This is a genomic window from Bradyrhizobium sp. HKCCYLRH3059 (assembly GCF_051168035.1).
Taxonomy (GTDB): Bacteria; Pseudomonadota; Alphaproteobacteria; order Rhizobiales; family Xanthobacteraceae; genus Bradyrhizobium.
In genome coordinates this window covers 693,396-705,900 of sequence record NZ_JBNPUF010000001.1, presented here as the reverse complement: position 1 = coordinate 705,900, position 12,505 = coordinate 693,396, and the positions used below count along the sequence as shown (strand labels likewise).

Here is a 12,505-nt window from a genome sequence, read left to right as displayed (position 1 = left end):
ACCGTGTGCCATACGCACGCAGAAATCCGTTGACGCAGCTCAATCGCCATCGGGCGGCACGTGCCGGCGGCTCAGCCAACCGATCACGTTTCAGTTATGGCGTCGTTGGTGCTCAAACGTTCAGCACACGCTGACCGTCGCGAGCTGTGCGGCGAGCGCCTCGCGCACGCGCGCGACGACGTCGGCATAGTCACGTCGCGTGTCCTGGCGGAACAGCCGCACGCTCGGATACCAGGGACTGTCGTCACGGCCGAGCAGCCAGCGATAGTCCGGCGTGAAGGGCAGCATGATCCAGGTCGGCTTGCCCAGCGCGCCGGCCAGATGCGCCACGCTGGTATCGACGGTGATGACCAGGTCGAGATTGTCGATCAGCGCCGCCGTATCGACGAAGTCACGGATGTCGGCGGTGAGATCGAGAATGTCGTCGCGCGCGGCGAGCGCGGCCTTGTCGGACGGCCGAGGCTCCTTCTGCAGACTAACGAACCGCGCGCCGGTCTCAAGCAGCGGCGCGAGCGTCGGCAACGAAATCGAACGGTTGTGATCATTGAGATGCGCGGGGTTGCCCGACCAGACCAGGCCCACCCGCAAGCGGTCATGCGGACCGAGTCGCTGTTCCCAGATCGCCCGGCGCGCCTTGGGAGGGCGCGGCAGATAGCACGGCGCAGCAGGGATGGTGTCGAGCCGGGTGGCGAAGGCGAGCGGCAGGCTCGACAGCGGGCAGTGATAGTCGATGGCAGGCAGCGCATCGATGCCGCGGGCAAGGCACTGCGCCACGCCATCCAGGCCGGACAGAAGCGGCTGCAGCGGCGCGTCCACCTCGAGCACGACGCGCGCGCCCTGCGCGGCCACCAGGGTGGCGTAGCGCGAAAACTGGATCGTGTCGCCGAGCCCCTCGTCGCTATGGAGCAGGATCGTCTTGCCGGCGAGGGGCGCGTCCGCAAGCCACAGCGGCGCCTCGAAGCTGCGCTCGACGAAGCCGACGGCGCGACATTTTCGTCCCCATTCGCGCGCCGCCCAGCCGCGGGCGAAGTCGCCGGTCAGCAGCCGGAACAGCGCCGCGTTCCAATGCGCATCGGCCAGATCAGGCTTCAGCGCGACGGCGCGATCGAAGCTTTCGAACGCCTCTGCAAAGCGATGCAGCTCGGCCAGCGACGTGCCGCGATGATTGTGGAAATCCGCGGTCTGCGGCCGGAGCGCGATCGCCTTGTCGAACATGGCGACGGCGTCATCGTGACGGCCGAGATTCTGCAGGATGCATCCATAGCCATTGGCGAAGTCGGGATTGTCAGGCGCCAGCACCTGCGCGCGATGGCCGAGAGTCTCGGCTTCCTGGTAGCGGCGCAGCCGCCGCAGCGCGATGCCGTTCAGGTACAGCACACCCGCCTGATCCGGCATCACTGCCAGCGACTGCCCGAAGCGCGAGATGGCCTGCTCGTAATGGCCAGCATCGAAATGAAGCGCTCCGGCCTTGTTGGCCGCCTCGAGGTGATCGGGCCTGAGCTGCGCCACCTGATCGAAGGCCAGCGCCGCCTCGTCGCGCCGGCCCTGGGCTTCCAGCACCTCGCCGAGACGAAACCAGGTCGCAGCACGATCGGGCGCGAGCTGCAGCAGCCGGTCACAGGCCAGCGCCGCCTCGGCGTGTCGCTGCCTTAGTTGCAGCAGTTCGCCAAGCGCATCCCAGCTCTCGATCGCGTCCGGCTGCAGCTGCAGCGCGCGATCATAGGCCTTGATCGCTTCATCGGTGCGGCCAGCGAGCCGCAGCGCCTGCGCCAGGCCGACGAAGGACTCCGCTGCGGACATGTCCTGCCGAACGGCGCGGGCAAACCACTCGATCGCATCATCGGCGCGCTTGAGCGCCAGGCAGACCTGCCCCATCGCACGCAGCGCGTCGAGCGAGGCCCCGTCCAGCGTCAACGCGCGGCGGCACGCATCCTCGGCCTGCGCGAGCTGGCCGGCGCGCAGCAGCCGCAGGGCGGCGGCGCACAGCGCATCGGGCGTATCGGTGTGGCCCATCGATCCGGATCTGACCGGAGGCTTGCCGGCAGGCCGGCGCTGCTTGTGCTTCATCAGGGGATCTCTGCGCTCGTGCTGCGAGCGGTAGATGATTCCCCGATGTGCGGAAAGATTGGGCCGTCGTCAGGCGACCGGTGCCGGCGCCAGCGGCACCGCCTCGAGTCCTCCGAAGCGGCGCTCGCGGCCGCGGAACGAGGCGAGCGCCTGCGCCAGATCTGCGGCATCGAAATCGGGCCACATCCGCTGGGTGAAATGCAGCTCGGCATAGGCGCCTTCCCAGAGCAGGAAATCGGACAGGCGCTGCTCGCCGGAGGTGCGGATGATCAGGTCAACGTCGCGCAAGCCGGCTTCGCCGGTCACGAGGTCGGAGAACGCCGCACGCGTCAGGCCGTCGATTTCGCGGGCTTTCGCCGCGGCCTCGAGGATCGCGTCGCGCGCCGAATAGTCGACGGCGATGCGCAGATGCAGGGTGCTGCCGTCGCGGGTTGCCGCTTCGGCCCGGCCGATCGCATCGGCGATGCCGCCGGGCAGCCGGTCGCGACGGCCGATCACGGTGAGGCGGACGCCGTTGCGTACCAGCGACTCCACCTCGCTGGCGAGATAGACCCGCAACAGCGCCATCAAGGCGGCGACCTCGGCACGCGGGCGTCGCCAATTGTCGCTGGAGAACGCATACAGCGTCAGGGTCCCAATGCCCTGGTCGGGCGCGGCTTCGACGACGCGCCGGATCGCCTCGACCCCCGCCTCGTGCCCGCGCAGCCGCGACAGGCCCTTGCGCGTCGCCCAGCGGCCGTTCCCGTCCATGATGATGCCGACATGCAGGCCATCCACCACAGCAGGCGATTTAGGTTGCAGACTACTTTGCATTGCAAAGCTCCAGGTCAAAAAAGTGCGATGCGCGATTCAGATGCGGCCCGGGATCAGGCCGACCGACGATGGCGTATGCTCTTTGCCGGCAGCGGCCGCGGCGTCGCGGACGAGGCGCTCGAGCACGGCGAGATAATCGAGGAAGCGGCGGCGTCCCGCCTTGGTCAGCCGGCAGGTGGTATGTGGGCGATTGCCCTCATAGCCCTTGGTGACCTCGACGAGACCGGCTTCCTGCAGCACCTGCAGATGGCGCGACAGATTGCCGTCCGTCAGCCCGCAGAGCTGCTTGAGGTCGGCAAAAGCGAGACCCTTCGGGTGCGCCATCAGCGAGGTGAGCAGGCCGAGCCGTGCCTTCTCGTGGATGACGCGATCGAGGCCGTCATAGGAGAACGGCGCGCTGCCGTCAGTCTTCGACATCGGACTCTCCGGTCGCAAAATACAGAATGCCCGCCATCAGCCCCTGTCCGATCGCGAACGGAAGCCCCATCGTCCAGGGCGACAGCGCATGCGTGGCGCTGCCGACCAGCAGCACGGCGAAGCCGGCCATGAAATAGAACGCCCCGGCAAGCGCCACCGTGCGTGGCAGCGAGCGCACCGACGCGAACACGCCGAGCGACATCAGGATCTGCCACAGGCCCGGCAGCATCCACAGCGCCTCCGGCGCGAACTTCCACAGCAGCACCGCGAGCAGGACGCCAGCGATGCCCGCTGGCAGGAACTGCTCGACCGCCTGATGAATCATCGCGTCCGCAAGGCCGGAATGATGCCGGCGCGACCGCGCCCGCATCTCGAACCAGATCATCGTCAGCGACACGCAGGCTGCCGCCGCCCATCCGAGCAGGAACGTCCACGCGTCGGCCGTCGGGTCGCGCAGAAACAGCTGCTGAAGCAGCGCAGTGACCAGCGCTACGGCCGAGGTCGCGGCCATCGTCGCCGGCCCGTAGCCGCGAAATGCCGTGCCCGCCGCAAGCTGGCTGCGGATCGCGATGATGTCCGCCAGCGCCTTATCGAGGTCGCGCATGTCTCACCTGAGGCCCGGAACGGCTCGTTTAACTTTGCAATACAAAGTATATACGAACGCAAAGTCGATGCAAGCCCGCGCGATTCCGGAAGCGCGCCTGCGTCAGCCGCTGGGCCGCGCGTGCCAACCCGCTCCGTAGAGGCGTCAGTAATACTGATACCGGTGCACGCGGCGCGGCGGCGGCATGTCGACATAGACCGAGGGGCCGCGGCGGGCAGGATCGAACGCGACGCGCGGATTGATGCCACAGCCTGCATTGCGCCCGGAGGCACTCGCCCGGCATTGCTCGAAGGTCTGATAGGAGCAGTCGCCGGGGTAACCGACGCCTCGGCCCTGCACACACCAGGGATAGTCGTAACCGCCTGCGGAGGCCGGCGCGATACCGCCACCAAGTGCAACGCCGACGAGGCCGGCTGCCATCATCATAACCTTGCGCATGATCTGTTCCTCTTTTGGCCGGAGGGTTGCACCACACCGGCATGGTCAAAAAACGACAAATCGGCGGAACGGATCACCAACCAAGGCCGTGACGTGTCGCATGCGCGGCACGTCACCTTCAGCCCTCGACGCCCGTCTCGCGGGCCGGCGCCTCATCGAAGACCCGTCGCGGCACGCGGCCCAGCGATTGCGGCGTCGCCAGGTCGTCTCATTCGACCTTCAGGCCGGCGAACTCGACGACCTTCTTCCACTTCTCGGTCTCGGCGGCGATCTGGGCGCCGAACTGCTCCGGCGACTGGATCAGCGGCTCGCCGCCGAGATCGACCAGACGGGCCTTGATCTCGGGCTCGGCCAGGATGGTGTTGACCTGCTTGTTGAGCTTCTCGACGATCTCCTTTGGCGTGTTCTTCGGCGCGCCGATGCCGAACAGCGCGCTCGCCTCGTAACCGGGTACGGTCTCGGCGACGGCCTGGACGTCCGGCAATTGCGGCGAACGCTGCTGCGTGGTGACGCCGAGCGCTCGCAACGAGCCGGAGCGGATGTGCTGGATGATGGAGGGCATGTTGTCGAAGATGACCTGCACCTGGCCGCCGAGCATGTCGGTGATCGCGGGCGCCGCGCCGCGATAGGGCACGTGTTGCATCTTGGTTCCGGTCATCGCCATGAACATCTCGCCCGACAGATGCACCGAGGTACCGTTGCCGGACGAGGCCATGTTCACCTTGCCGGGGTTTGCCTTGAGATAGGCGATGAACTCGGCGACGTTCTTGGCCTCGATGTCCTTGTTGACGGTCATCACGTTGGGGACGCGGTTGAACGAGGCCACCGGCGCGATGTCGCGGACGAAGTTGAACTTGAGATTGGTGTAGAGGCTCGCATTGATGTAGTTGGCCGGATTGACCAGCAGCACGGTGTAGCCGTCGGCCGCCGCGTTCACGACGGCATCGGTGCCGATATTGTTGCCGGCCCCCGGCTTGTTCTCGACGATGAACTGCTGACCGAGCGTCTCGGACAGCCGTTGGCCGATCAGCCGCGCCAGGATGTCGGTCGCGCCGCCCGGAGGATAACCCACCACGAAGCGGACGGGACGGGTGGGATAGTCGGCCGCGGACGCCTTGCGAACGCCAGCGATGGACGGGACGGCGGAGGCGATCAGACCAAGCGCGGTACGACGTGAAATCATGCGTTTCCTCAGGCATTATCGTTGAGCGGCGGTTAACGAGCCGCCGGGATCGATTGTAGCAGAGTGCCGCGATTGCGGCGAGATCGATGCCCCATCAGGAGGGAAGAGCCCCATGCCGGTCAAGGTCGATGCGCTCGATCATCTGGTCATCAATGTCGCCGACGTGGACCGCACGACGGCGTGGTACCAACAGGTGCTGGGCATGACGGTCCAGGTGTTCGATCCCGGACAAGGCAAGGCGAGGCGCACGTCGCTGCTATTCGGGAACCAGAAGATCAACGTGCGACCGAAGGACGCGGACAAGGTCGATTGGTTCACGGCCGACCATGTCGCGGCCGGCAGCGACGACGTTTGCTTCCTCACCACCAGCACCCCCGACGAGGTGGTGGCGCATCTCGAGGCGCTCGGCATTGCCATCGAGGAGGGCCCGGTCGCCAAGCAGGGCGCGCGCGGCACGCTGCGCTCGGTGTATTGCCGCGATCCCGACGGCAGCCTGATCGAGATCTCCTCGTATCAGGATTGAGCCGAGGCCGCCCTTAGGTCATTTCGTCACGGTCTCGCCGCTCTTGTCCATTTTCGCGATGATCTCGCTGCGCGACCATCCGGTCAGTTGCGCGAGATCCGTCGCCTGCGTGGCGAAACGTGCGGCGAGACTGTCCCGGTAGGTCTTCGCCGCGGCACAGGACGCCTCGCCGCGCCAGGGATGGTGCTGGACATAGCGGCCCTGGAAATTGCTGCGGTCCTTGGTCTCGGCGAAGACGATGTCCTCGGGGAAGGACTTCGCATCGTAGCGCACGTGCAGCCGGGTCACGAAGGCGCTGGCTCCGGCCGTGCCCCGGCGGAGACTGAAGGCGGTGTCATCGTCGCTGCCGATCCAGCGCGCGCCGAGCTCGACCAGTTCCTTGTTGCTCATGGGATCGGCGGCGCAGGGGTCGCACCATCCCATGTCCCAGGCATATTCCACGAACACCGCCTGCATGTTCTCGCGCGCGACCGCCCGCTCGAACAGCGCCTTGTAGAACGGCCCGAACTCGTCCTTCACATAGAGCGGAACATCGATATCGGATGGGATCTTCACCGTTCGATAGTTGGCCGCCTCGATGCGGCCGCTCCTGGTGAGCGCATAGATGATCAGGTCCTGCGGTCCCCTGGCGTTGACCGTGCCGAGCCGCAGCGGCACCATGAACTTGGCGCTCCGGTAGCGCACCTGCAGGGGCCGCAGGGAGCCGTTGCCGATCCCCTTCATCCGCTCGACATTGACCTTCGCGACGAAGAACCGCATGCCCTGCCTGATGTAGCTGCCGAGCACGGCCTCGGCGCCTTGCGGGATGCGATAGTCGTTGTCGGTCAGCCAGCGCGTCAGTCCGTCGCTCTCCTGCGCCGACAGGATCAGCACGTCGTATTCGGCGACGTCGTAGCTGGCCTCGACGGTGACGCCGTAGTTCCGCCGGGTCATTTCGTAGACAGCGCCTGCCATCATCGGCGCCGCCGGCATCGCCCGCGCCGCAACGACGACCGGCGCGCATGGATCGGCATCATGATATTCGACCAGCCGCGGCGCGGTGTATTTGTCGAGATGGTCGATGGTCTTCGGCTCGACCACGCCGATCTGCTTGCGCTCGATGAAGGTCGGCACGGGGACGACCACCGCGAACTCCTTCACGTCGCCCTCGAAGTCGCTGGCCATCGTGATCGCCGTCTGCTCGCCGTCGCGGGCCAGCACGACCTTCGATGACTGGTTGAACAGCTTCGCGTCGGCCTGGGCGACATAGAAGCCGCAAAAGGCATTCGCGGGCGCCATCGCTGCGTTCGCCAGGATCGCGGCGGCCGCGACGCCGGTGCGGAAGAGCTTGCTGTAACGCAGGGTCATGTCGACACTCCTTCGGGAACGGGCGAACGCCAGGAAAAGCGGGTCTCAGGGACGAGCCGGTCGAGCAGCAGCGTGAGCGGCGACAGCGCGATCAGCGACACGTAGAGCGCCGGCCGCATCTGCATGGCGAAGGTGAGGTAGTGCGCCGCGACCGCAACGCTCAGCGCGAACAGCAGCCGGCCGACGCGCGAGTCCGGCGAGGTGCGCGGGTCGGAGATCATGAAGAAGGTGAAGATCAGCAGCGAGCCGCTCTGCAACTGATGCAGCGGAATCGCCAGGGGATCGCCGAGCCAGGCGGCGCGCAGCAGCAGCAGTGCGGCATGGCTGGCGAAAAAATAGAATGCGATGTCCGCGCGTCGAGAGGCGCCGAGCACCAGGATCGCGAAGAAGCCGGCGAGGCTCGCGAACCAGATCTCCGTCCCCCATTGGCCGGGCGAGATCCACACGCCCTTGGAGCTGAACAGCAGCACCACGATCGCCAGCCCCGCCGGGTTGAACACGTGCTTGCCGTCGACGCGCAGCACGAATTTCGAGCCGATGGCGATCACGGCTGCCGCCGCATGCAGCCACAGCGCGTCGGCGCGCAGCAGCAGGCTGAGCGACAGGCCGGTGATCAGCGGTGACTTGAGATCGAGCGGCGCGCCGGAGATGCGGCAGCAGACCACTTGCGTGAGCAGCGCCATGGCGACCGCGACCACGCTCGCTGCGGGACGCGCGCCGAAATCGATCATGGCGAAATTGATCGCCAGCAGCGTCGCCAATGCCGCGATCTGGAAATAGCGGGCATCGGGCAGCCGCCATGGTCGTGGCTCGGCCTGCATGCAAACCTCCGGGCGTGTCTTGCCGCGCCATTGGTCGCCCGCGAACGGAGACGGGTTCAATCCCGATTTGATCGCGACGGCGCAAGGTGGCAGAAGATGACGACGAGAACGAAGCGGCCGGAGACAGGCCGTACTCAAGAACGACGGGAGCGAAGATGACGGGAACGACGATGGCAGCGGGCACGGTGACGCCGTTCGACGGCATGGACGTGCCGTGGCTGTTGAAGCTGCGCAGCGAGACCCGGCGCGATCATCCGTTCCTGATCTCGGCGCCGTTCGAGGCACCGGCGCGCCGCTGGACCTATGGCGAGTTTCACGAGCGTGTCGGCGCATTGGCGGCCGGGCTGGTCAAGCGCGGCGTCCAGCCCGGCGATGCCGTGCTGATCCATCTCGACAATTGCGTCGAGGCGATGCTTGCCTGGTTTGCCTGCGTCGAGCTGGGCGCGCTCGCCGTCACGACCAACACGCGCTCGGCAGCCGCCGAGATGAGCTACTTCGCGGAGCACTGTCGCGCGGTGGCTGCGATCACGCAGCCGGCCTATGCCGAGATGATCGCAGCGCATTGCCGCGGCCTCAAATGGATGGCCGTGATCTCGCACGATCCGGGTCAGGCGGAGGCGTCGGCCGTCGAACGAGGCGAGCGCTTCGAAGCGCTGTTTGCCGACAGCGCCGATCGGCCGCGGCGGCCGGCCGATCCGCTGGCGCCGTGCAGCGTGCAGTACACCTCGGGTACGACGTCTCGGCCGAAGGCGGTGCTGTGGACGCATGCCAACGCGCTGTGGGGCGCCAAGGTCAACGCCGTCCATGAGGACCTGCATCAGGGCGACGTGCACCAGACCTATCTGCCGCTGTTCCACACCAACGCGCTGGCCTATTCGATGCTTGCCACACTCTGGGTCGGCGCGACCTGCGTGATCCAGCCGCGCTTCTCCGCGAGCCGGTTCTGGAGCGCGGCGCTCGAGCATGGCAGCACCTGGACCTCGACCATCCCGTTCTGCATGAAGGCGCTGCTCGACCAGGACGTGCCGAAGCATCACAAGTTCCGGCTGTGGGGCACGGCGGTGTCCGAGCCGCCCGCCTTCGCCAAGTTCGGCATCAAGATCATCGGCTGGTGGGGCATGACCGAGACCATCACCCACGGCATCGTCGGCGAGGTCGATCAGCCGAACGCGCCGATGTCGATCGGCCGCGCGGCGCCGGAATACACCATCCGCATCACCGACGATGACGGCCGGCCGACCGAGGTCGGCGCCACCGGCAATCTCGCCATCAAGGGCGTGCCCGGCCTGTCGCTGTTCGCCGAATATCTCTACAACGACGAAGCGACGCGCACGAGCTTCGATGCCGACGGCTTCTTCCTGACCGGCGACCGCGTCACGCGCCTGGCCGACGGCTTCATCAAGTTCGGCGATCGCACCAAGGACATGCTCAAGGTCGGCGGCGAGAACGTCGCGGCGTCCGAGATCGAGCAGGTCATCATCACCGTGCCCGGCGTACGCGAGACCGCCGTCGTCGCCAGGAAGCATCCGATGCTGGACGAGGTGCCGGTCGCGTTCGTGATCCCGCAGCCCGGGATCGCGCGCGAGGAGCTGCCCGACAAGGTGCTGGCCGCCTGCCGCGCCGGGCTCGCCGACTTCAAGGTGCCGCGCGAGGTCAAGCTGGTCGACGAGATGCCGCGCTCAACCTTGGAGAAGGTCGCAAAGGCCGAGCTGCGCAAGCTGCTGGATTGAGCGCCGCGTCAGCCCATCGTGACGCGGATCGGCAGCTTCTTCGGTCCGTTCACGAACGTTGCCCGCGTCATCAGCACCGGCCCTGCCGGCGACAGCGATGTGAGCCGCGGCAGCAGTTCCTCGAACAGGATGCGCATCTCGAGCTTGGCGAGATGCTGGCCGAGGCAGAGATGCGCGCCATAGCCGAACGCGACGTGGCGGTTCGGCTTGCGGTCACAGCGGAACGTGTCGGGCTGCTCGAACACCGCCTCGTCGCGATTGCCGGACGCGTAGCACAGCATCAGCCAGTCGCCCTTGGCGATCCTGCGTCCGCCGAGCTCGGTGTCGGCGGTGGCGCTGCGCATGAAATGCTTGACCGGCGTCATCCAGCGGATCGCCTCGTCGACGAGGCCCGGGATCAGCTCGGGATTGGCCTTGACGCGCGCGAACTGCTCGGGATCTTCCGCCAGCGCCCAGATCGCGCCTGCCGTGGACGACGACGTCGTGTCGTGACCCGCGGTCGCCACGATCATATAGTAGCTGGTGCGGTCGTGCAGCGGCATGTCCTCGCCATTGATCCTGGCGTTGGCAATGACGGTGGCGAGATCGTCGCGCGGATGAGCCTTGCGGTCTTCGGTGATGCGCTGGAAGTAGGCGGCGAAATCGGCCACCACCGCCTGCAGCATCGCCGCGAACACCTCGGCCGACAGCGCCTCCCGCACCCGCGCCGTGTCCGGATCCTGCGGGCCGAACAGCTCCTGCGTCAGCTTGAGCATGCGCGGCTCGTCCTCCTCCGGCACGCCGAGAATCTCCATGATCACGTGCAGCGGATAATGGAGCGCGACGTCGGCGACGAAATCGCAGACGCCGCCATTCGCCGCGGCCTTCGCCGCCATGCGGCCGACGGTCGCCCGCGCGATCTCGCGAATGCGCGGCTCGAACTTGGCGATGTTGGCCGGCATGAACCAGCCCTGCGTCAGCGCGCGATATTTCGGATGGTCCGGCGCATCCATCTGCACCAGCGAACGCACGAGATTGGGCTGGCCGGTAATCTTGTGAACGCGCTCCAGCACCGCCTTGTTGGTCAGCGTGGTCGCACGGTCGGCATTGTGGAACAGATCGTTCTGACGGCTGATGGCGAGAATGTCAGCGTGCCGCGTCACCACCCAGAACGGATCGAACGCATCGAGCTCGGCCCGCCCGAGCGGATTGTTGGCGCGCAGCCAGCGATAGGCATCATGGATGCGGTGGTCGGCATAACAGGCCGGATCGACCAGCGCGGCGGCGATGTGCCCGGGAATGACCTCGCCGGCCTGTTCGGCTGCGCCCATGCTGCTCCTCCCGCCTTTCACCGATTGGCGGGTAGGATAGTGCGCCTCGGCCGAGATGCACTTGCGTCGAGCGGCTACCCTCGGGCGATGGATGCGCTCTCAGGCGATCGCGTCAATGCGCGCCCATCGCGACCGGGCGGAACGCCTGTAGCAGCTGCTGGTCGAGCTTCGGGCCCATGTTCTCCATGATCTGGAACGCGCGCGCATGGGTGAAGGCCGGCCGATAGGCGCGGTGCTCGATCAGCGCGGCGTAGATGTCCACGATCGTGGTGAGGCGCACGATGTCGCTGATCTGCTCGTTGTGCAGCGCGTCGGGATAGCCGGAGCCGTCGAGGAATTCGTGGTGATGCAGGATGACGTCGAGCATCTCCGGCGGGAAGCCGCCCTGCCGCCACAGCGCCTCGTAGCCGCGGCGCGGATGCTGGCGCAGCAGCGCGATCTCTTCCGCCGTCAGCTTGCCCTGCTTGTCGAGGATCGCGACCGGGATGAATGCCTTGCCGACGTCGTGCAGCAGCGCCGCGCGGACCAGCCGGCGCTGGTCGTCGTCGCGCATGCCCAGATGAATCGAGAAGCCGACCGCAAGGCCGGTCACGAACAGGCAATGCCGATAGGTGTCGTTGTGATGACAGCCGACCACGGTCATCCATTCGCGCAGCGAGGAGTGCTTGATCGCCTTCAGGATCTTGTTCTCGGCCGCGACGATGTCCTCCATCGTCAGATGCGCGCCGGTGGGCAGCTTCTCGAAGATCTTGACCATGATGGCCTGCGCGGCCTCGACGCCGCGATTGAGCAGCTTGCCGCGATCGGTCTCGTCATAGCCGTCGTCGGCGGGAAGCGCCGAGCGGATGCGCTGCAGCACGTCGGCGGGGCTGAACGGCCGCGCGATGGTATCGGTGGCGCCGAGCGCCCATGCCTGCATGGTGGCGTGGTGCAGCGCCTCCGCGAGCACGAACAGCCGCGGCACGTCGCTATAGGCGCGTGACGACAGCTTCTTGCGCACCCGCTGCACGCTCTCGGGCGAACGCAGGTTTATGTCGACGATGACGCCGGAGAAGCGGTTGCCGGGGTTCTCGGGGATTTCGGTGGTCGGCATCATGTCGACGTCGCCGACCGAGCGCAGGATGCGCGCCAGCTCGCTGCTCTGGTCACCGCGATCCGACGCGAGCAGGAGATGGCGCCTGTTCGCGGTCTGGGTCACGGTCTGCTTGGCTGTCGCGCTCATACGTGCTCGCCCCCTGCGGTTTGCTGCCCA

Annotated in this window: 12 protein-coding genes; 2 read left to right on the top strand and 10 right to left on the bottom strand. The window is 66.8% G+C overall.

Annotated elements, in window-relative coordinates:
* Positions 1 to 120: 120 nt before the first annotated feature.
* From ACQR13_RS03305 to ACQR13_RS03280, 6 genes are all read right to left on the bottom strand, one after another.
* Positions 121 to 2,067: a tetratricopeptide repeat protein gene (locus ACQR13_RS03305; RefSeq protein WP_434862573.1), complete on the bottom strand. Its 1,947-nt coding sequence runs from the start codon at positions 2,065 to 2,067 to the stop codon at positions 121 to 123.
* A 69-nt stretch (positions 2,068 to 2,136) separates the two neighbouring features.
* Complete coding sequence (locus tag ACQR13_RS03300) at positions 2,137 to 2,880, bottom strand: di-trans,poly-cis-decaprenylcistransferase (protein ID WP_315751826.1); 744 nt, start codon at positions 2,878 to 2,880, stop codon at positions 2,137 to 2,139.
* A gap of 36 nt (positions 2,881 to 2,916) precedes the next feature.
* The gene (locus ACQR13_RS03295; protein ID WP_315715043.1) at positions 2,917 to 3,297 is read right to left on the bottom strand and encodes a winged helix-turn-helix domain-containing protein; all 381 of its coding nucleotides are present in this window, start codon (positions 3,295 to 3,297) and stop codon (positions 2,917 to 2,919) included.
* Entirely contained in the window at positions 3,284 to 3,901 is a 618-nt protein-coding gene (locus ACQR13_RS03290) for a hypothetical protein (protein ID WP_315715042.1), read from the bottom strand. Before ACQR13_RS03290 ends, ACQR13_RS03295 begins: the two co-directional genes overlap by 14 nt.
* Positions 3,902 to 4,045: 144 nt before the next feature.
* On the bottom strand, positions 4,046 to 4,339 hold the full coding sequence (locus tag ACQR13_RS03285; protein ID WP_315715041.1) for a DUF3551 domain-containing protein: 294 nt from the start codon (positions 4,337 to 4,339) through the stop codon (positions 4,046 to 4,048).
* Positions 4,340 to 4,547: 208 nt separating this feature from the next.
* Complete coding sequence (locus ACQR13_RS03280; RefSeq protein ID WP_316166327.1) at positions 4,548 to 5,522, bottom strand: Bug family tripartite tricarboxylate transporter substrate binding protein; 975 nt, start codon at positions 5,520 to 5,522, stop codon at positions 4,548 to 4,550.
* A 112-nt stretch (positions 5,523 to 5,634) separates the two neighbouring features.
* Between ACQR13_RS03280 and ACQR13_RS03275 the strand changes: the two genes are divergently transcribed.
* Positions 5,635 to 6,045, top strand: a complete 411-nt coding sequence (locus ACQR13_RS03275) for a VOC family protein (protein WP_315751825.1) — start codon at positions 5,635 to 5,637, stop codon at positions 6,043 to 6,045.
* Positions 6,046 to 6,063: 18 nt separating this feature from the next.
* Here ACQR13_RS03275 and ACQR13_RS03270 read toward each other — a convergent pair whose 3' ends face one another.
* Positions 6,064 to 7,392: a DUF2330 domain-containing protein gene (locus ACQR13_RS03270; RefSeq protein WP_315715038.1), complete on the bottom strand. Its 1,329-nt coding sequence runs from the start codon at positions 7,390 to 7,392 to the stop codon at positions 6,064 to 6,066.
* Complete coding sequence (locus tag ACQR13_RS03265) at positions 7,389 to 8,213, bottom strand: RnfABCDGE type electron transport complex subunit D (protein WP_316226035.1); 825 nt, start codon at positions 8,211 to 8,213, stop codon at positions 7,389 to 7,391. The genes ACQR13_RS03270 and ACQR13_RS03265 overlap by 4 nt, the downstream gene beginning before the upstream one ends.
* A 155-nt stretch (positions 8,214 to 8,368) precedes the next feature.
* Here ACQR13_RS03265 and ACQR13_RS03260 point away from each other — a divergent pair, with 155 nt between their 5' ends.
* The gene (locus ACQR13_RS03260) at positions 8,369 to 9,943 is read left to right on the top strand and encodes an AMP-binding protein (protein ID WP_434862572.1); all 1,575 of its coding nucleotides are present in this window, start codon (positions 8,369 to 8,371) and stop codon (positions 9,941 to 9,943) included.
* Positions 9,944 to 9,951: 8 nt separating this feature from the next.
* Here ACQR13_RS03260 and ACQR13_RS03255 read toward each other — a convergent pair whose 3' ends face one another.
* Positions 9,952 to 11,253 carry a cytochrome P450 gene (locus ACQR13_RS03255; protein WP_316183721.1) on the bottom strand — a complete coding sequence of 434 codons (1,302 nt, stop codon included), beginning with the start codon at positions 11,251 to 11,253 and terminating at the stop codon, positions 9,952 to 9,954.
* Between the two features lie 112 nt (positions 11,254 to 11,365).
* Positions 11,366 to 12,475: an HD-GYP domain-containing protein gene (locus tag ACQR13_RS03250; protein ID WP_315715034.1), complete on the bottom strand. Its 1,110-nt coding sequence runs from the start codon at positions 12,473 to 12,475 to the stop codon at positions 11,366 to 11,368.
* Between the last annotated feature and the right edge of the window lie 30 nt (positions 12,476 to 12,505).